This window comes from Desemzia incerta, from assembly GCF_900115825.1.
GTDB classification, from domain to species: Bacteria; Bacillota; Bacilli; order Lactobacillales; family Carnobacteriaceae; genus Desemzia; species Desemzia incerta.
The window spans coordinates 192630-213058 of the sequence record NZ_FOXW01000003.1; the positions used below are offsets into that span (position 1 = coordinate 192630).

Here is a 20429-nt window from a genome sequence, read left to right on the forward strand (position 1 = left end):
CCCGTTTGCCTTATAATTCGGTAAAGGAAGCTAAATATTCCCACCGTTCCATTTTATTTTCCAATTCTGTTTCCTTAACGGTCAACTTCGCTTGTAATTCTTGCAAGAGAGCAAAGTCATTTCCGGTTTGATTCATTTCTTCTTGAATAGAATCAATTGTTTCTTCTAGTTCTGCAATGTCATTTTCAATGGTATCCCATTCTTTTTGCTCCATATAAGTTAATTTCACTTTTTCTTTCGGTTTCGCTTCTTCCGTTTCTTTTGCTGGAGCTTTTGTCTTAGTCGATTTAGTTGACTGATCAGCAGATTGTTCTTTTTCTAAATAAGAAGTCGAGCTGCCGTAATGAATATGGATATTTCCCTCACCCTCAAAAATCAACATTTTGTCGCCGATCTTATCTAAGAAATAACGGTCATGCGAAACAGCAATCACAGCGCCTGGGAAAGTTTCAATGTAATCTTCCAAAACGGTTAATGTTGCAATATCCAAATCATTAGTTGGCTCATCCAACAATAAGACATTTGGTTGCTGCATCAACAATTTCAATAGGTACAAACGTTTCTTTTCTCCGCCTGAAAGTTTTCCGATTTGGGTTCCGTGAGTGTATCGTTCGAACAGAAATTGCTCTAATAAATTGGTCACACTGATCCGTTCTCCAGCACTGGTCGAAACTTCTTCTCCCACTTCCTGCAAATAAGCGATCACCCGTTTAGTCGGATCCATATCTTCGATTTCTTGAGTGAAGTAAGCCATTCTGACAGTTTCACCGACAGTGCACACTCCAGAATCTATTTCTCTTCTTCCTGCCAAAATGTTCAACAACGATGATTTTCCGGTTCCATTTTTCCCCATGATTCCAATACGGTCATTACTTTGAACCAGTAAGTTAAAGTCTTTTAAGATTGTTTTATGTTCAATGGTCAGGTTGGCATCTTTCAGCTCATAAACTCGTTTTCCTAAACGAGATCCTTCTAAATTGACTTCTACTTGTCCATCTAACTTCACTTGATTTAAGTTGTCTTCCAAGTCTTGAAAACGATCAATACGAGCTTGTTGTTTCGTCGTTCTCGCTTTAGCCCCTGTACGCATCCACGCCAATTCTTTTTTATACAACTGATTCCGTTTGTGCTCAGCTTGAACAGCTGCTTCTTGGCGAATCGCACGTTCTTCTACATATTGCATATAATTTCCTTTATAGAAATGCAAATCTCCATGTGACAACTCGATGATACGATTGACCACTCGGTCTAAGAAATAACGATCATGGGTAACTAACAGCAAAGCGCCTTTGTATTGACTAAGGTAGTTCTCTAACCAACTGATCGTTTCGAAGTCCAAATGGTTGGTCGGCTCATCTAGAATCAATAGATCTGGTGCTTGAATCAACACTTGAGCTAACCCAACTCGTTTACGCTGCCCACCAGAAAGAGTAGAAACCAGCTGGTTCAATTGAGTAACACCAAGTTGAGTCAAAATAATTTTTGCGTTGGTATCAGCAATCCAAGCGTCTTCTTGAGTCATGACTTGCTCAGCTTTAGAGAATTGGTGTTGGTAAGTTTCATTCATCGGATCTTTGTTCAGCTGTTCTAAAGCTTTTTCGTATTCACGGACAGCTTTTAAGATGGGAGTTTCTCCTTGGAAAACAGCATCAAAAACCGATTTATCTCCGTCTAATTCGGGATCTTGCATCAAGTAACCGATCCGATAGTCTTTTGGTTTTTGAATAGACCCTTTTTCAGCTTTGTCTCTACCTGTCAGTGTGTTCAATAAACTGGTCTTTCCAGAACCGTTGACACCGATCAATCCAATACGATCGCCTTCCATAATGGAAAAATTCACTTCATTCAAAAGTACTTTTTCTCCATACGTACGAGTCAAATTTTCTACTTTCAATTCTTTCATAATCCGATCTCAACTCTTTCATTTATATATATTTGGATGCTATTTTAATTGCCAGGTTAAAATGGTCTTTCTTATTTTAACATTCTTATATCAAATTGAAACCCTTTAAGTTACTTTAGAATAATCTGCTAAAACAGAACCCGTCTTGACCGTTTTTCAGTGCCAAGGCGGGTTCTATTTTTATTGTTTATTAAAAGAGTCCGGTGATCTCTCCATTTTCTTTAATGTCCATATTCAAGGCTGCCGGTTTTTTCGGCAGACCAGGCATCGTCAATACATCCCCTGTCAAAGCCACAATAAATCCAGCACCTAATTTAGGGATAAATTCTCTTACAGTAATCGAAAAATCTTCAGGACGACCTAATTTTTTCGGATCATCTGAAAGTGAATACTGGGTTTTCGCCATACAGACTGGCAAATGACCCCATCCTCTGCGTTCGAATAATTTCATTTGGGCCGCAGCTTTTTTAGTGAAAGAAACTTCTTTTCCTCCATAAATATCTGTGACAACTCGCTGCACTTTCTCTGCTAACGTACTAGAGTCATCATAAAGAGGCACAAAGGTTTCACGTTTTTGATCGGAGATTTCAATAACTTTTTGAGCTAATTCAACTCCGCCTTCTGAGCCATTTGCCCAAACAGAAGCATTGGCGTAAGGGATATTCTTTTGTTCCAGTAATTCAGCTAATCCGTTGATTTCAGAAGGAGTGTCTTTACTGAATTCATTGATAGCAACGACAACTGGCAATTCATACCGTTGGATATTTTCAATGTGTTTTTCTAGATTGCTGAATCCTTTACGAATAGCTTCTACATTTTCTTCTTCTAATTGGTCTTTCAAAACCCCACCATGCATTTTTAAGGCGCGAATCGTCGCTACGATAACCACCACATCAGGAGATTTTTCCAAATTAGGAACTTTGATGTCTAAGAACTTTTCTGCGCCTAAGTCTGCACCAAATCCAGCTTCGGTTACCGTGTAATCCGCTAACTTCATCGCTGTGCTTGTGGCTAAAACGCTGTTGCAGCCATGAGCAATATTGGCAAATGGACCACCATGAACTAAAGCAGGAGTATGTTCCAATGTTTGGACAAGGTTCGGCTTGATTGCGTCTTTCAATAACAATGCTAAAGCCCCTTCAACTTGTAAATCTGCTACAGTAACTGGTTTTTTGTCGTATGTTTCGGCTACCACGATTCGTTTTAGACGCTCTTTTAGATCATTCAATCCAGTTGTCAAACAAAGAATGGCCATCAACTCGCTGGCGACTGTAATATCAAATCCATCTTCCCTAGGTACGCCGTTTATTCTTCCGCCTAAACCAACGACCACTTGGCGTAACGCACGGTCATTCAAATCCACCGCTCTTTTCCAAGAAACAGTCGTTGGATTGATGTTGCATTCGTTTCCTTGATAAATATGATTATCGATAAAAGCAGACAATGCATTGTTAGCTGACGTCAATGCATGAAGATCTCCTGTAAAATGCAAATTAATATCTTCCATAGGAATGACTTGCGCATACCCGCCTCCAGCTGCTCCACCTTTAATTCCCATCGTAGGACCCAGAGAAGGCTCTCTTAAAGCAAGAATAGTAGATTCTCCAACTCTTGATAAAGCATCTGCTAAACCGACAGATATAGTCGATTTTCCTTCCCCGGCAGGAGTCGGGTTGATAGACGTGACTAACACCAATTTTCCATTTGGCTTATCTTTCAACTGTTGGATCGTCTCCAACTTTATTTTAGCTTTATCGTCTCCGTACAGTTCTAAATCTTCTTCTGTTAATTGGATCGTTTGAGCAATCTCTTTGATTTTCTTTTTCTTTGATTGCTGTGCAATTTGGATATCTGATAACATACAAGCGTTCATCCTTCCTATATTGGATCTCTTTATTCCTTCTTTTCTAGTATACCGTATTATTTAAACGAACAAAACTTCTCTTAAACATTTTGATCAAAGAATCTCAACCAAATTGAATCAGTTTTTCGTTGACGGATTATTTGTTTATCCATATAATGATTTAAAGCCCTGCATTTTGGCTTGTAATACCATCGCATTCAAAATATCCCCTACTTAGGAGGAACCCTATCATGGAAAATGGTGTTGTGAAATGGTTCAATAATGACAAAGGCTATGGCTTCATAGAATACAATGATTCAGAAGACATATTCGTACATTTTACAGGTATTGAAGCAGAGGGGTATAAATCTCTTTCAGATGGACAAAAAGTAACTTTTACAATCGCTGAAGGAAGCCGCGGCTCTCAAGCCACCAGTGTTAGAGTCGTTGAATAATATCTGCAGTCCACTAAAAGACAGCAGAGACATATGAGAAATAACAGATAAAACGAGTTTAGTGCAAGAAAAAAAGAGTGGGCTTAATCCCCGCTCTTTTTTCTTATTTTCCACTTTTTTATCCTACTACTATATTACTCAATATTCTGAAAAAATTTCTTGCTGCTCTTCTAACAGTATTCCCGGATAAGAAACTTTTACATAGGATAAAAATCGTTGTTTGTTTTTTTGATTCAAATAAAACCGATATGGTTCAACATCATCATTATTAAACAAAATCAAGCCTCTAGTACTGGAGAACATGATTTTAGTGATCGATTCTGCAGAGATGATTTTTTTCTTTCTAAAGTAAGCAAAAATAAATTGCTGATTTTCGATACTTAGCTGAAGAGCTCTAGCCAAAACGATCAACCCAACCGCAAGAATTCCAAATAATACACTGATCCAATTAAAAGTAGTGTATTCCAAAGCTGCTATAACAGCTATAAAAAAAGTCAGCCAACAAACAGACCAATAAATGATCTGATAAGCAGGTTCAAAAGAAAGGATCACTTTAAACATTTTATTGCGCTTCACACAATTCCCTCACATTCATCCTATGTAAAACAATACATAAAGATTTCTATCTATGTCATCATTATTAAAAAAGAAATTAACTCATTCGCTAAAGGAGTCTATATACATGTTGAAACTTTATACTGATGCAGCTACTAAAGGAAATCCTGGTCCTAGTGGAATAGGGTTCGTCATAGTTGGCGAGAATCAGCACGAACAAGTCGCGGTCCCTCTTAAAGGTATTTATAGCAATCACGAAGCTGAATTTATCGCTTTAATTAAAGGGCTGTCTTATGTTATTGAACATAACATGGAAAGTGAATTATTACAAATATTCTCTGACAGCAAGATAGCGGTATCAGCCGTTGAGAAAAAATACGTCAAAAACGAAAGTTTTAAACCTTATCTAAAAGATTTACTCTCTCTATTGAAACATTTTGAAGTCTATTTGATTCACTGGATCCCAGACGCTCAAAACAAAGGAGCTGATAATTTAGCTCGACAAGCATTGCGAAAAATAAACCTTTCAGATTCTTAAAGATGATGAATCATTTCACTATTGTATCATTGTCTCATTGAATGGTATACGGAAATTTATATTCCAGCCTTGTTTATACAACATCTTTAGAAAAAATTAACCTTTGTCAGATAAGTCTTTCGTTGGTTGGTTGTATACAGAAACTACATTTTTCTGCTCTGTAATTTTCGTTTCCCCACTAGTTGTATCAAGAAACTAACTGCTGGAAACGCCATAATGAAAGCAATCATTAATGCTTAATAGTCACAAACGGATAGCAATAAAAAAATCCGCAGGCGAGAAATTCCCTGCGGATTTTTTTACTCTTTATTCGTTTTCTTTTTTCACACGAGGTGGACGTTTTCCCCAATATTGGAACAAGTCCGTACGTAAAGCTCCATTATACAATTTACGTTTTTTAGTCGCTTTTTCTCCGTATTCTTTCTCAAAGGTCAAATCACTTGTTAAAATGTATTTGCTCCAAGTATCTAATGGGCGGAAAACTTTCCCCATTTCACGATAGAGTTGGCGCACTTCTTCTTCTTCTCCCAAACGTTGTCCGTAAGGCGGATTAGCTACCATAACTCCATACTCTTTTTCAGTCGTAAAATCAGCTACTTGCATTTGTTTGAATGTGATGCTGTCTAATACTCCTGCTTCAGCAGCATTGCGCTTAGCGATCTCAATCAATTTGCCATCGATATCTGATGCTTGGATGTCCAACTCTACATTATAGTCTGCTTCTTTTTCAGCTTGTTCACGTGCGCTATCCCAAACTTCTTTGTCAAACCAGTCCCACTCTTCACAAACAAAAGAACGATTGAAACCAGGTGCCATATTGTGACCAATCAACGCAGCTTCAATAGCAATTGTACCTGAACCGCACATAGGATCTAAAAAGGGTTTGTCTTTTCTCCACGTAGTTAACATCACTAAGGCAGCGGCCATATTTTCTTTCAAAGGTGCTCCACCTTTTTCAGTACGATAGCCACGTTTGAATAAACTTGAACCTGTCGTATCTAAAGTGATGGTTACTTTGTCTTTCAGTAAAGCTACTTCCAAAGGAAACAATGCTCCGCTTTCAGGCAAACGAGTTGTGCGATGGTAAACATCGCTTAATCGGTTTACGATGGCTTTTTTTACGATCGCTTGACAATCTGACACACTATACAATTTAGATTTGATTGATTTTCCAGCCACAGGAAATTCTCCATCCATTGGAATAAGGTCTTCCCATGCCACTGCTTTTGTTTTTTCAAATAATTCATCAAACGTAAAAGCCTCAAATTCAGCTACAACGATTTTGATACGGTCTGCTGTACGCAACCAAAGATTCGTGCGGGCGATGTCTTCCAAACCGCCTTCAAAATAAACTTTTCCGTTTTCAACTTCGCAGTCATAGCCGAGTTGACGCAATTCTTTTCCTACTAAAGCTTCAATACCGCTAGCTGCAGTAGCAACCAATTTAAATTTTTTTGAATTCATATAGAGTACTCCATTCTTTTTCTACTATACTAATGCCTATTGATAAAAAAGCAAAAAATATGTACAAAACCCTCCTTAAAAAAGGAGGGTTTCCCTGATTTGTAAATTTCTGTAAGCCATGTTCTGTCTCGGATAATCTTCAGGCTCGAATTATCCGGAGGCAATCATCTGTCTGCAAAAAATTGCCTCTTTCATCTGTTCATTTCCATAGAAAGAGTGCCCCTACCAAAGTTTGGGTTGCTCGCTCGAGGGGTTTACCCGTTCCACCAATATTGTTTCCAATATTGCTTCGTCACTGTGGCACTTTCAAGAATACTCAGGCATAGCGTTTCCGCCTTAGCCTTTTTTTCTGCCGTCACTCCAACATAAGTTGGAGGCCTTAGCTTATGATTTCGCTAAGCACGAACACTACAAACATCTCAGTTTGTGCGAGCATGGACTTTCCTCAGCCTAGTCAAGCTAGACCGCGATTGCCCGAAATTTACAAATATTAGTGTAACACATTATCTAAAGATTATTCAAAATCATTTGAGTGATCCGCATCTAATTTAGAACCGAATACATGTCTTTCTAGATTAGAAAGTCGCTTCAAAATGTCAAAATTAGTAACTGTATTCGCTGATTGACCAGATTGACTTGGTTTTTGCAACGAAACTTGTTTTGTTAATTCATCTACCTTGCTATGTAGACGTTCATTTTCAGCTTTCAACTGACTGATTTCTTTATTGTAGGATTCATAATCACGAATGACTTCATCCAAATACTCATCTACTTCTGCTGGGTTGTAACCGCGCATCCCTGTTTTAAATTCTTTTTGAAGGATGTCTTTAGTCGTTAAAGTTCTATCTGCCATAATTACACCTCATTCGTCTCATCTTTTATATCTTAATAGAAACTCTCTTATACATTCCTATTATAACAAAGATACCGTCAAAAAAAAACAGCAAACTGAACTTTTAATATTTTATCCTCTTTTTCATTTTTTGCCGATTTATTCCATCCCAAATTCAATTGTATTTTGCAACTGATCGAAATCAATTAAGCGACATTCATAAGGGGTCTTTTCTTGTTTCTTTTGGATCGCTTGGTAGACAAACGACGTTTTCCCTTCATGTTCAGGATCATAAACCAATAAAGCGGCGTCCGTATGGTCTAACATGAACTGTTGATGATTTTTTAATTGTGATGGATCTTTATAAGGTTGATGAGAAGTTGACTCTGTATAGTCAGCCATTTGTTGAAGTTCCATCAATTTTGTTTTGCTTTCTTCTTTCCAATTTGAACCGAATTCGAGAAAAGGAAATACAATGGCTTGTTTAACTTCAGGATAGTCTTTCTTTAATTCGTCGACCACTTCGACAGCCCATTGTTCTACTCCTAATTGGCCGCTCGTCAGAATCCAGTCGACTCCACTTTCGATAAATTGGCTAATTTCATTTTTTAAAGTTTTTTTGATTACGTTGATTTTAGGATCTTTACCAGTAAATACTCCTAATTCATAGGTTCGATAGCCGCTGATATATAAGTTTGTCATAAAGTCACTGAATCTCCTTTTCTTTCAAGTATTATATTTGGTATAATGCACATTAGGAAGTGATGCAAATGGTAGTTAATTATCCAAATGGCAAGCAATATACAAAGCCTGTTGTTGCTAAAACCCAACAAAATAGACAGCGTAAAAAAACTGTCTTCAGCAACCGAGGAATGTCGTTAGAGGATGATATCAATGATAGCAATATAACCTATCTAATACAAGAACGGGCTGTGATCCATAAAAAACCCACACCTATTCAAATTGTTAACGTTGATTATCCTAAACGAAGTGCTGCAGTTATTAAAGAGGCTTATTTCAAGCAAGCTTCTACTACTGACTACAATGGAGTCTATAAAGGATTTTATTTAGACTTTGAAGCAAAAGAAACCAAAAACAAACAGTCTTTTCCTTTAAAGAATTTTCATCAACATCAAATTACTCATATGCGTCAGTGTTTACGTCATGAGGGTATTTGTTTTGTCATTTTAAAGTTTTCGTCATTAAACCGTTTGTTTCTCTTGGAAGCTCGTCACTTATTGGATTTTTGGGATAAACAAGCTCGTGGCAGGAAATCTATTCCGCTAACTGAGCTTGAAAAAAAGGCTTATGAGATGTATTATAGTTTTTCGCCACGCATTCCTTATTTAGATGTGGTAGATCAAATCATAGAGAAATTCCGTATGTAATGAAGATATAGGAAATCAGATTTAAATGTCAAAGCACATAGTTTATGTGGAAATTAGTTAAGGAGAATTAAGATATGCCAGAAAATAATGAAATGTCTCGTGTTTCTCAGAAGAAGAATCAAAAGAAGAAAAATGGTACTCGAAAAAAAGTTCCAAAGAAGAAGAAATCCAATAAATCGTTGTTCAAAAAGATTTTAATAGGGTTAGCTGCTCTTATAATTCTAGCCTTAGTAAGCGGTGCAGGTCTATTCGCTTATTACGCCTCTAGTGCTCCTGAGATCTCAGTGGAAGATATCGTAGACAGCCCTAATACAGTCTATTATGATCCAGATGGTAATGAAATTTATTCCAGTGGTGAGGAACGTGAACTCATTGAAGCAAGTGAGATTCCGCAAGTATTAGTAGATGCGGTTCTCTCTATTGAAGACCAACGATTCTACAATCATATCGGAGTAGATCCGATTCGTATCGCGGGGGCTGTTCTAGCTAACGTCACCGACGGATTTGGTTCTGAAGGCGGTAGTACAATTACGCAACAATTGATCAAACTGTCCAAATTTTCTACCAAAAAAGAAGACCAAACCATTAAACGTAAAGCTCAAGAAGCTTGGTTGGCACTAAAACTAGAACAAGAATTTTCAAAAGAACAAATCTTGACTTTTTACATCAATAAAGTTTATATGTCTGATAACCAATATGGTATGGGTACTGCCAGCAAACATTATTTTGATAAACCAGCGAGTGAATTAGAACTGCATGAAGCTGCATTATTAGCTGGTATGTCACAAGCACCAAATGCTTACAATCCCTACACTAATCCAGAGCGAGCAAAAGAGCGACGCGATACAGTACTTTACATGATGTTCGAGAACGAAAAAATCTCTGAAGAAGAAATGAAAACGGCACGCGAGATTCCTATTACGGAAGGTTTAGCTGAAAAAGATGACAAATCTGCTGACGTGATGGTAATTGACAATTATTTAGAAACAGTTATAGAAGAAGTTAGAGAAAAAACCGGTTTAGATCCTCAGACAGCTGGTCTGAAAATTTATACAAACATTGATATGGATGCACAAAAACAAGTCTATGAGGTTTTAAATTCTGATGAATACAATATTTTCCCTAATGACGAGATGCAGACAGCTGTAACAGTCGTAGATCCTAAGACTGGTCAATTGAAAGCAATCGGCGGTTCTCGTAAAGCCGAAGGTCAATTAAGCTTTAACCATGCTAGTGACCCTAAACAAATCGGTTCTACTATCAAACCTTTGACGACATATGGTCCAGCCATCGAATATTTGAAATATTCTACTCATCATCAAGTAGTTGACGAACCGACAAATTACAGTACTGGTAAAAAAATCAATAACTGGGACAGAGATTACGAGGGACAAATCAGCATGCGTCGTGCTCTAGTGGATTCTCGTAATGTTCCGACATACAAAATTTTCAAAGATGTAGGTAAACAAAACACGCAACAATTTATGGAAAACATTGGTCTTGGAAACTATCGTGGAAAAGCCAACGGTGAAGGAATCAACGAATCTGATTCGATCAGTGGTGAATTAACGCCAATTGAACTTGCAGGATCTTACGCTGCATTTGCTAATGGTGGAGAGTACACTGAACCATACACTGTTTCTAAAATCGTTACAGCTGATGGAGAAGAAATCGATCTGACGCCTTCTACTAATAAAGCTATGAGCGATTATACAGCTTATATGGTCACAGATATGTTAAAAGATGTTGTCAATGTAGAGTTCACTTCTCAAACAGTTAATATTCCTGGATTGATCCAAGCCGGTAAAACAGGAACGTCTAATTATAGTGCTGATGAAATAGCACAAAACAATATTCCAGATGGAGCTGTTCCTGATTCTACTTTCGTTGGTTATACAACGAATTACTCCGTAGCTGTCTGGACAGGTTACGTTAATCGGACTCAAGAAGGTCATTGGTTATCATTTGATGATGGTACTCGTGAAATTCCTAGATTGGTTTATCGCGAAGTGATGGCTTATCTTGCTGAATCTGTTGAAAATAGAGATTGGTCCAAACCTAATTCTGTAGTTGAGGTAGCTGTAGAAAAAGGATCAAATCCAGCTGCTTTACCAGGTCCTAGCACTCCAAGTTCTGAAAAAGTAACGGAATTGTTTGTTCGAGGCACTGAACCGACAAAAGTTTCAACTACTTTTGATAAAGATTTGACTGCTCCGACTGGTTTAACTGCCTCTTATGATGCAGAAGCAGATGAAGTCATTATCAATTGGGATGCCTACTCTCTAGAGGGAGACGGAGATGTCACTTATGAACTGAAAATAGGTGATCAAACTGCTACAACTGGTGACTTAGGTTATGTTGTACAAGATCCACCAGAAGGAACCATGAACATCACCTTGAAAGTTAAAGCACGTGGTAAAACTAGTCCAGGAGCTTCTGCCAGCGTAACCGTTCCTCCTTCAGGGGAAGACGAAGAAAGCAGTGAAGAAGAATCAGATGGCGATGAAAGCGAAAGCTCGTCAGAAGAATCTAGTTCTTCCGAATCTGAAAGCTCGCAAAGTTCCTCAAGTCAGTCACAAGAAAGCAGTTCGAGTTCTTCTGAATCATCAGCATCAGAAGCTCAATCAAGCAGCAGTTCTGCTTCAGAAACTGAAGATGAAGATGACGAAGACGAATAAGAGCACAAAAAAAGAATGGGATGAAAATTCCCATTCTTTTTTTGTGCTCTTTTAGATTTCTGTCATATGGCTTTCCAGTAAAGCCAAGCACTTTTCGTGATCGTGTTTGCGCGCAGAGCATTGATATCTGCCAAAAAAGATCAACCGGTGATGAGCTTTTCCCCATAATTCTGGCGGCAATTTTTTCATCAAAACCTCTTCTACTTCTCTTACATTAGCTTTTTGAGGAACGATTCTCAATCGTTTCGTTACTCGTTCAACATGAGTATCTACCGCTATTGCCGGCACTCCAAAAGCTACACTGAGAACAACATTAGCAGATTTTCTTCCAACGCCAGGCAACGACTGAAGTTCTTCTAACGTTTCAGGAACTTGTCCATTGAACTCAGTTACTAACTTGTGGCAGCAACCTTTTATATATTTGGCTTTGTTTCGGTATAAGCCGATTGATTTGATGTGTTCTTGAACCTCTTCTACTGTCGCATGTTCAAAAGCCTCAGGAGTAGGAAATGCAGCAAACAATTGAGGCGTGATGCGATTGACCGAGACATCTGTTGTTTGGGCACTCAACATAACGGCGATCAATAATTCAAAAGCATTCCGATGAATCAATTCGCATTCTGCTTCAGGAAAAATCTCTCCCATTGCTTCAATAATTTGGACAGTTTTCTTTTTTGACAACAAGAAACCACTCCTTCAGTCTAATCTTGATTTTCCAACCAATTGTATAAGGGCACTTTTGGTTTAGAACTTGTATCGTTTTGAATCGGGGCAGCTGGTGCAGAGGCTTGTTGTTGACGTCTTCTTTTAGACTCTTGTACCACTTGAGCTTTAGTCTTAATGTTTTTCTTCTCCCAATTCAATAATATCCGGTCTACATATTTCAAATTATATACTTGACTCAGTACAGCTTCTCTCAAAGCCATCTCAATCAATTCAATAGCGTATTTATCATCATCCAGCCACATTCCGATTGTCTGCATTTCCATCGGAGACAACGGTCGACCAAATTCAGATTCAAATCGGTTAAACAACTCTTTTTCAGAGAATTGCTCCGCTTTTATTTTTACAGAACGGTCTTCTTGATCTAACAATGTCGCTAGGCGTTCCCATAACAAGTCCAACTGGTAGCTATCGTTTGTTTTTCCGTCTTTATCGATACTCGTTTGAATACTTAAATATTTTTGCTGAATCAAATCGTGTATGGCATTAAACACTTTAGCTGTTGGCAATTGCATTCTTCCTGCAATAATTTCAATATCCGGAAAATCGCTTCCGCTATCCAATAATGATTTCAACTGTATGATCAATATCAGCTGTTCATGACTTAAACCTAACTGACGGTAATGAGCTAATAACAAATTAGAAATGGTTGTATCACCATATTTGAGCCATTTTTGCAGCGGCGAAAGATTCATTCATACCATTCCCTTCTTAATCTTGTATTCTTAAACATGTCTATTGATCTAAATTTTTAATGCATGTTGTTTCAACAATCATCAAAAAGGAGCCAGGATTAATGTCCCAGCTCCCGTTCGGGTTCGTTCTTTTTAGAAATTTCTTATGGGTAAATACGGTTCAACAAGCGTGGGAATGGAATCGTCTCACGTACATGTTCCGTACCTGAAATCCATGCTACCGTTCTCTCAAGACCTAATCCGAATCCTGAGTGAGGAACACTTCCGTATTTACGCAAGTCTAAATACCAATCGTAATCTTCTTCTTTCAATCCAAACTCATGAATACGAGTTTTTAAAAGCTCATAATTTTCTTCACGTTCACTACCGCCGATGATTTCTCCGTAACCTTCAGGAGCAATCATATCTGCACACAATACAACATCTTCTCTTTCTGGGTGTTGTTTCATGTAGAAGGCTTTGATAGCTTTTGGATAGTTTACGATAAATACAGGTGTTTCATATTGACTCGCAATAAACGTCTCGTGAGGAGAACCAAAATCTATTCCCCATTCTAAATCTTCGAAGCCATTCTCTTGCAGCAAAGTAACTGCATCATCATAGCTGATTCTTGGGTAAGGCAATTGAGTGTATTTGCGCAATGTTTCTACGTCTCTGTCTAATGTATGCAAAGCTTGTTCGCAGTTGTCGATAACTTGTTGAACAATGTAAGCAACGTAGTTTTCTTGAACAACTAGACTTTCTTCATGGTTCGTAAATGCCATTTCAGGTTCCATCATCCAGAACTCAATCAAATGTCTTCTCGTTTTAGATTTTTCAGCTCTGAACGTTGGTCCAAATGAAAATACTTTTCCAAAAGCCATTACTGCTGCTTCCATGTATAATTGTCCACTTTGAGATAGGAACGCATCTTGATCAAAATATTCAGTATGGAATAATTCTGTTGTATCTTCCGCAGCACTTCCAGTCAAAATTGGCGGGTCGATCTTCATGAAACCTTCTTTATTAAAGAATTCATACGTAGCACGAATAATTTCGTTACGTACTTGCATAATGGCATGCTGTTTAGATGAACGCAACCATAAATGACGGTTGTCCATCAAGAATTCAACTCCATGTTCTTTAGGAGTGATCGGGTAATCATGGCTTTCACCGATTAATTGAATATCTTTTACAAGGATCTCGTAACCGAATTTTGAACGGCTGTCTTCTTGAATGATCCCTGTGATCATAACAGATGATTCTTGATTGATACTTTTTGCCAGTTGGAACACTTCTTCTTCTACATCACTTTTCACAATAACGCCTTGGAAGAAAGCTGATCCATCTCTTAATTCTAGAAATGCAATTTTTCCGCTAGAACGTTTATTAGCGATCCAAGCACCAATCTGTACTTCTTCGCCAACGTGATTTTTAGAGTCAATAATTCTAATACGATTCAACTTAGTAATCCCCTTTTGCCTATAAAATTTTCTTTTGTCTCTTTCTTTCACTTACTTCATTGTACTACAGGAATCTCTTTTGAAAAAGGACTTTTAAATATTCTCGATTCCTTTGATCCATTCGCCCGTCTCTAATGACAGGACATAGTAGCCCAATCGTCCATTTTCTTGCTTATACGCAACTTCCCATACAGCTACATCTTTTTCGATTCCGATTCTGGCTTCAAGGACCTCTTTTGCATTGGTTTCTTTTTTAGCTAATTGAATCGCTTGTTTTTCCGTCACCAAATCTTTTTTATTCAATACAGTCGTTGCACCACCATCTTGAGCAACGATGGCCACGATTTCTTCGTTTTCTTCATTTAATCCGGTAACTGTGAAATAAGTTTGTGTCCCATTATACCAATAAAAGTCTGTCACTTCAGTCAAACCCGCCGCATCTTTAGCAACCGCGAAAGCTTCCTTTTCGGCTCTTCTTAGAGGTGCATTAGCTGTTCGATACACTGAAATAGAAAAAACAATTACTACGATCATTAAAATAATCGAAACGATTAAAACTTTTTTTTTCATTTTTGACAATCCCGTCTGTCTCTTAGTAAAATAAATCTTGCTTTAATTAACTCAGTATAGCAGATATAAAAGCCATTTTCTATATCTCATCAATTAAGAATTTTCTTAATTCCTCTTCCATTTGGTTCTCCGCAATTTCTTCGATTCTCACACCATTTGGTAAAGATCGTTGCATTTGTTTCCCAAAATTGGAATGAACCAAGCGCTCATCCAAGACAATAAAAACCCCTTTATCTGTTTCAGAACGTACCAGACGGCCTAATCCTTGTTTCAATCGCAGTGTCGCTTTAGGCAACGTATCTACATAAAAAGGATTCAAATGATTCTTTTTCATCCAATAATGCTTAGCCTTGACGAAGGGACGATCCGGCGATTCAAACGGCAACCTGGTCACCACGATAACACTCAAGGATTTCCCCGGCAAATCGACGCCTTCCCAGAAACTGTCCGCGCCCAGCAAAATACCTCCTTGAGACCTGAAAAAGCGTTTCAAGATACGTTCTCGACTTCCAGAAAGCCCTTGTGCCAGAATCTCTCTTCCAAAAAATTCCGGTTTTTTCTGCAATTCGGCATATACTTCATGAAGCGGTTCATAGGAAGTAAACAGCACTAACATATTCTCTTGAGAATTTCTGCAAATACTGCTTAAGTAACGGACAATCATTTGAGCATACCGTTTTTTTGTCATAGATTTTATAGGTGTGACTTCTTTTGGTATCCAGAATCTGACTTGTTTTTCGTAGTCATAAGGAGAATTTAACTTCAATGTCTTTAGAGCCGTTTCCCCAATCTGTTTTTGAAAATAATCGAAACTGCCATCTACCTCTAACGTCGCTCCTGTATAGATGATCGTCGGTACTTTAGTGATCAACCGTTCTTTTAAAAATTGATCGTTGGTTACATAGGACTGTTGCGCAGTAAAACTATTTTTTGGACTTTTTTCAGTATAAGAAAACCAAGTCACTTCTTGCTCATTAGGGTTTTGGAATACCGTTATAAAAATGTCTTTTTGGTTTTCCAAGTCCGTCAAGCAGTCATAAAAATCAGTGATCAAATGCAATTCAGTTTGAGTAAATCGTTCTCTCTCTTTTAATAACGCATGAACGACTTCAAATCCTTGGAAACACACCTCATTCATCAATTGAATGACCTGTTTTGACGTTTTTTTAAATAAAAGACCGTCTTTCTCTCTGTCATAAGGAATATCGTACCGGTCTTTTCTAAACTCCTCGTTCAGCTCTGCTTCTGCACAGAATTGCAGCAACTCATCCACTAATTGAGACAATGTATCCATCAAAAAGTACACACTCATCTCAATATTTTCGACTTGTTGAGTAATCGATTGTGTCGGCTTATCGAGTAAGTCTGTCAACTGACCGATCAAGCTGCTTTTATCGTCTTTCTTACCCAACCGTTTGCCCATTTTCTGCAAATAATAATACCGAAAAACCTGGCTTGTGGAGCTTTGCGCAACTTCACTTAAATGATGTGCCTCATCAACGATCAAGCTCGTGAAATTGGACAATGTCTTGTCTTCTTTTTGAAGGTCATGACATAAATACGCATGATTCGTCACAATGATGCCAGCATGTTGAACCAATTTTTTTGCATGAAGATAAAAATCTTCTTCATACCACTCATCTTCTGTTTCGTTGCCCAGCCAACCGCGATGACGAACCTTGTTCCAAAAAGGTTGGTCGTAACTCGTCAAGTTTAATTCGTCTAGGTCTCCAGTTTCCGTTTGAGTCAACCATACCAGTACTTTCATTTGGTAAATGGCTTCCAGTTTTTGGGTAACAGGTTTCTGCAACAAACTGTCAAATTTAGACAAATGGATATAATGACTTTTGCCTTTCAACATCGCTGCTTGAATGGGAAAAGGAATGATCTTTTGCAATTGGACGATATCTTTATAAAAGAGCTGCTGTTGCAGCAAAGTCGTATACGTACTCACTACGATTGGTTTCTCGCTGGACGCGTGAAAAACAGCCGGAAACAAGTAACCGAAAGTTTTCCCAATTCCGGTCGGGGCTTCTATAGCGATATGCTCCGTTTTTTCTCCAGTAAGTGTTTCTTGTATCGTATCCATCATTCGAATCTGAGTATCCCTCAATTCAAAATGAGGTGTAAACAAGGCGGCTTTTTTATCGGAGGTATACGGGTAATCAAATCGTTCACGATGGTTTTTCTGCTCAAAAGATACATTTTTTTTGCGTAATGCCAACCCTTTTTTAATCATCAACTGCTCGGGAAGTTCAGCAATGTTGTCTTTCATTTCTGCTAGATTGGTTTGGAAAAAGAACTGCGTGTCCATCGTACAATGAGCAGCAATAGACGTGATCTTTTCTACCGTTACCAACGGCAATTCCAGAAGTTTTTGTTTCATCAATAAAAACAGTTCTGCTGTTGCATACGCATCACTGTCAGCTTGATGAGGATTGGTATGTACAATACCTCGAGCGTTCATTAAGTCATTCAACGTAAAACTGGGTTCTGTAGGAAATAAAATTTGCGCTAATTCAACAGTATCTATCCCTTTCAACGTCAAAGGAGGCAACCCGCAACGAACCATCTCCTCAGATAGAAAAGAGTAGTCGAATTGAATATTGTGCGCCACAAAGACACACCCTTCCAACAAATTGAAGATGGTTGCTGCCACATCTTCAAAATAAGGAGCAGTAGCTACTGTTTTATTGGATATCCCTGTTAAATGTTCAATCTCTTTAGGGATATTTCTCAACGGGTTCACATCAGTCGCAAATTGATGGACGATTTGATCATTTTCGATCAACACACATCCAAATTGAATTATCCGGTCTCCACTTTGCACATTTCCACCTGTTGTTTCTATATCGACAACAGCATATGTGGTTTTCTCATCCATTATTGTCACCTAATTCTTTTATCGATTTCATCTCTCACATCATACCACAGTTTTGATTCTATAGAGCTGTCTTTCGTGATCTATCTACCACATCAACGGCATGATCATTCGCTCATAAACTTTTCTGTCTCAACGATCGCACGTTTATGAATGCCTGAAGCAATCAGCTGGTCTTCTACCATTGCTTTAAATTGAAAAACCAGCACTCGTTTTTCTTGCTGAACCAGTTTTACTTTGCACAACACCTTTTTCCCTAACGCTGTAGCAGCTGAATGATTCATCTGTATCTCGATCCCGACTGTTGTTTGTCCGGGATTTACAAGGTTTTGGATGCTCTCTTTAGCTGTGTTCTCGACCATCGCTACTAGAGCCGGAGTGGCTAAAACTGCTAAATCACCCGATCCCATAGCAGCAGCTGTATGTTTTTCTTCCACAACAAACAGTTTACTGGCATAGTCTTTCACCCTTTGCTCCCCTCACTGGTATTTATTTTTCACCCAATTTAAGATAGCTTCCTTCGTATTTTCTAACTGTTCTGTCACGATCAGTTGCTCAATTTCATTTAATACTTCGCCTAACCATCTTCCTGGTTTAATAGCCAAAACCGCTAAAATATCATTCCCTGTAACGGCAATATCGCTTTTTCCTTTGATCGCTAATTGCTCGTAACGCGTTTTTACAGATTCCAGGTCAGCTGGTACTTGCAACTTAGAGACCATTTCTTCCACTTCCAGCGCAATCTCCAAACCTGCGTGGTACAGCTCTAAAGAAGTCAACGGATGATTTATTCTAGTTCTCAATGTACCAACGGCAAGCGTTACCGCCTGCATTTCTTTATTCGAGCACTTCCATCCTTTTAAAAAGGCCGTTGTTTTTTCGGTCGGGATACCTAAATGGTACAGCAATAGTGTCCATGCAGATAAACGAGTAGGAAGCTCTCCTTCAAATTGAGCGAACTGCACCAATTGTGATCGGTAAGCGGCTAATCCGGGACAATATTGATAGAGTCCAGTGTCGATAAACAGCGTCAATCCTTTACTACATCCTTTTCCTTGCAGTAATTTCATAAACTCTATGGCAATACGTTCTACTGAGATTTTTTCCAATAATGCCTGATGCTGATTAATGGCTTCTTGAGTGTCGTGTTCCATAGTGAAACCTAGTTGACTTACAAAACGAACAGCCCGCATCATACGTAAAGCATCTTCATGAAATCGTTCTTGAGGAGACCCTACTGCTTTAATGATCCCTTGTTTCAAATCCTCTTGTCCATTAAAGTAGTCCATGATCTGCCCATTTTTATCCATTGCTAAAGCGTTCACGGTAAAATCTCTTCTTTTCAGGTCTTCTTCTAATGAGCGAACAAACTCAACTTTATCTGGACGTCTAAAATCCTGATACGTCGATTCTGTCCTAAAAGTCGTGATTTCATAAGCCTCTCCATCCCATAACACCATGACTGTTCCATGCTCTATTCCAACATCGATCGTTTTAGGAAAAATCTGCTTAATTTCAGCAGGAAAAGCACTAGTCGCGATGTCGACATCATTGATTTCTTTGCCTAACAGGGCATCTCTGACACTGCCCCCTACGAAATAAGCTTCAAAACCTACCGCTTCGATTTGTTCGATCAAGGGTAATGCTTGCACAAAAGTTTGATGGATTAATTTCATAGCAGATTTTCCAATCCATAGACCAATTGTTCATTTTCCATCACTTTAGTACACGCTAATGCTACACCTGTCATAAAAGAAGAGCGGTCATAAGAATCGTGGCGAATGGTCAGTCCTTCACCTGTGCTCCCGAATTGGACTTGTTGGTGAGCCACTAATCCCGGAAGTCGAACACTGTGGATCTTCATTCCTTGATAATCCGCTCCACGTGCTCCTGCAAGACTTTCTTTTTCATCTGGGTGTCCTTGTTGATGGGCTCCTCTTTCTTCAACGATCATTTCAGCGGTTTTGATCGCTGTACCGCTTGGAGCGTCTAATTTATTGTCATGGTGCAATTCGATGATTTCTACATCTGGAAAGTATTTCGCTGCTTGAGCTGCAAACTGCATCATCAAGATAGCTCCAATAGCGAAATTAGGCGCTATAAGGCCTCCTATACGCTTTTGATCTGCCAGTCTTTGCAATTCCTTAACGTCTTCTTCGTCTAACCCTGTTGTCCCTACTACGGGGCGAATACTATTCTCTAAAGCAAATCGTGTATTTTCATACGCTACTTCAGGAATCGTAAAATCGATCCATACGTCTACTGAAGTTTCCGCTAGTACGTCTTCTTTGCGATGAAAGACAGGAATATCTTCTGTATACTCGCTCAATTCATTTAAATTACTTTCATCAGCGTGAGGATCCAATACACCTACCAGTTCGAATCCAGGCGTATCTAAGACCATTTTGGTCGCTGTGCTGCCCATTTTCCCTTTAAATCCAGCAACGATTATTTTTATCATG

Annotated in this window: 18 protein-coding genes and 1 other RNA gene; 4 read left to right on the forward strand and 15 right to left on the reverse strand. The window is 38.5% G+C overall.

Annotation, left to right across the window (positions count from 1 at the left end; translation table 11 throughout):
* Positions 1-10: 10 nt before the first annotated feature.
* Together BM137_RS05105 and BM137_RS05110 are read right to left on the reverse strand one after the other, a co-directional pair.
* Positions 11-1903, reverse strand: a complete 1893-nt coding sequence (locus BM137_RS05105) for an ABC-F family ATP-binding cassette domain-containing protein (protein ID WP_092480085.1) — start codon at positions 1901-1903, stop codon at positions 11-13.
* A 190-nt stretch (positions 1904-2093) separates the two neighbouring features.
* Positions 2094-3764 carry a formate--tetrahydrofolate ligase gene (locus tag BM137_RS05110; protein ID WP_092480086.1) on the reverse strand — a complete coding sequence of 557 codons (1671 nt, stop codon included), beginning with the start codon at positions 3762-3764 and terminating at the stop codon, positions 2094-2096.
* A 233-nt stretch (positions 3765-3997) separates the two neighbouring features.
* Here BM137_RS05110 and BM137_RS05115 point away from each other — a divergent pair, with 233 nt between their 5' ends.
* Entirely contained in the window at positions 3998-4201 is a 204-nt protein-coding gene (locus BM137_RS05115) for a cold-shock protein (protein ID WP_092480087.1), read from the forward strand.
* A 138-nt stretch (positions 4202-4339) separates the two neighbouring features.
* Here BM137_RS05115 and BM137_RS05120 read toward each other — a convergent pair whose 3' ends face one another.
* Positions 4340-4777: an EbsA family protein gene (locus tag BM137_RS05120; protein ID WP_143084237.1), complete on the reverse strand. Its 438-nt coding sequence runs from the start codon at positions 4775-4777 to the stop codon at positions 4340-4342.
* 106 nt (positions 4778-4883) lie between these two features.
* On the opposite strand from BM137_RS05120, the gene BM137_RS05125 reads away from it, so the two are divergent.
* Positions 4884-5294, forward strand: coding sequence for a ribonuclease HI family protein (locus BM137_RS05125; RefSeq protein WP_092480089.1), 411 nt, complete (start codon positions 4884-4886; stop codon positions 5292-5294).
* 306 nt (positions 5295-5600) lie between these two features.
* On the opposite strand, the gene BM137_RS05130 is transcribed toward BM137_RS05125, so the two are convergent.
* The 4 genes from BM137_RS05130 to BM137_RS05145 all read right to left on the reverse strand — a co-directional run bounded on the left by BM137_RS05130 (position 5601) and on the right by BM137_RS05145 (position 8292).
* Positions 5601-6758 (reverse strand): THUMP domain-containing class I SAM-dependent RNA methyltransferase, encoded by a 1158-nt coding sequence (locus BM137_RS05130; protein WP_092480090.1) that lies wholly within the window; start codon positions 6756-6758, stop codon positions 5601-5603.
* Positions 6759-6865: 107 nt separating this feature from the next.
* Positions 6866-7240: RNase P RNA component class B (gene rnpB / locus BM137_RS05135), an RNA gene on the reverse strand.
* A gap of 32 nt (positions 7241-7272) precedes the next feature.
* Complete coding sequence (gene gpsB, locus BM137_RS05140) at positions 7273-7611, reverse strand: cell division regulator GpsB (RefSeq protein ID WP_092480091.1); 339 nt, start codon at positions 7609-7611, stop codon at positions 7273-7275.
* 138 nt (positions 7612-7749) lie between these two features.
* Positions 7750-8292, reverse strand: coding sequence for an SLOG family protein (locus BM137_RS05145; RefSeq protein ID WP_092480092.1), 543 nt, complete (start codon positions 8290-8292; stop codon positions 7750-7752).
* Between the two features lie 68 nt (positions 8293-8360).
* Here BM137_RS05145 and recU point away from each other — a divergent pair, with 68 nt between their 5' ends.
* Together recU and BM137_RS05155 are read left to right on the forward strand one after the other, a co-directional pair.
* On the forward strand, positions 8361-8978 hold the full coding sequence (recU, locus tag BM137_RS05150) for a Holliday junction resolvase RecU (RefSeq protein WP_092480093.1): 618 nt from the start codon (positions 8361-8363) through the stop codon (positions 8976-8978).
* A 74-nt stretch (positions 8979-9052) separates the two neighbouring features.
* Positions 9053-11656, forward strand: coding sequence for a PBP1A family penicillin-binding protein (locus tag BM137_RS05155; protein ID WP_092480094.1), 2604 nt, complete (start codon positions 9053-9055; stop codon positions 11654-11656).
* A gap of 51 nt (positions 11657-11707) precedes the next feature.
* Here BM137_RS05155 and nth read toward each other — a convergent pair whose 3' ends face one another.
* The 8 genes from nth to dapB form a co-directional block, all read right to left on the reverse strand.
* Entirely contained in the window at positions 11708-12340 is a 633-nt protein-coding gene (gene nth / locus BM137_RS05160) for an endonuclease III (protein ID WP_092480095.1), read from the reverse strand.
* Positions 12341-12357: 17 nt separating this feature from the next.
* A complete protein-coding gene (locus BM137_RS05165; RefSeq protein WP_092480096.1) occupies positions 12358-13074 on the reverse strand; it encodes a DnaD domain-containing protein in 717 nt (238 codons plus the stop codon).
* 143 nt (positions 13075-13217) lie between these two features.
* Positions 13218-14516 carry an asparagine--tRNA ligase gene (gene asnS, locus BM137_RS05170; RefSeq protein WP_092480097.1) on the reverse strand — a complete coding sequence of 433 codons (1299 nt, stop codon included), beginning with the start codon at positions 14514-14516 and terminating at the stop codon, positions 13218-13220.
* A 93-nt stretch (positions 14517-14609) separates the two neighbouring features.
* Positions 14610-15086, reverse strand: a complete 477-nt coding sequence (locus BM137_RS05175; RefSeq protein WP_092480206.1) for a cell wall elongation regulator TseB-like domain-containing protein — start codon at positions 15084-15086, stop codon at positions 14610-14612.
* 79 nt (positions 15087-15165) lie between these two features.
* Positions 15166-17970, reverse strand: a complete 2805-nt coding sequence (dinG, locus tag BM137_RS05180) for an ATP-dependent DNA helicase DinG (RefSeq protein WP_092480098.1) — start codon at positions 17968-17970, stop codon at positions 15166-15168.
* 104 nt (positions 17971-18074) lie between these two features.
* Positions 18075-18434, reverse strand: a complete 360-nt coding sequence (locus BM137_RS05185; RefSeq protein WP_092480099.1) for a thioesterase family protein — start codon at positions 18432-18434, stop codon at positions 18075-18077.
* A gap of 12 nt (positions 18435-18446) precedes the next feature.
* Entirely contained in the window at positions 18447-19643 is a 1197-nt protein-coding gene (locus BM137_RS05190) for a CCA tRNA nucleotidyltransferase (RefSeq protein ID WP_092480100.1), read from the reverse strand.
* Positions 19640-20428 (reverse strand): 4-hydroxy-tetrahydrodipicolinate reductase, encoded by a 789-nt coding sequence (gene dapB / locus BM137_RS05195; RefSeq protein ID WP_092480101.1) that lies wholly within the window; start codon positions 20426-20428, stop codon positions 19640-19642. Before dapB ends, BM137_RS05190 begins: the two co-directional genes overlap by 4 nt.
* Position 20429 lies beyond the last annotated feature (1 nt).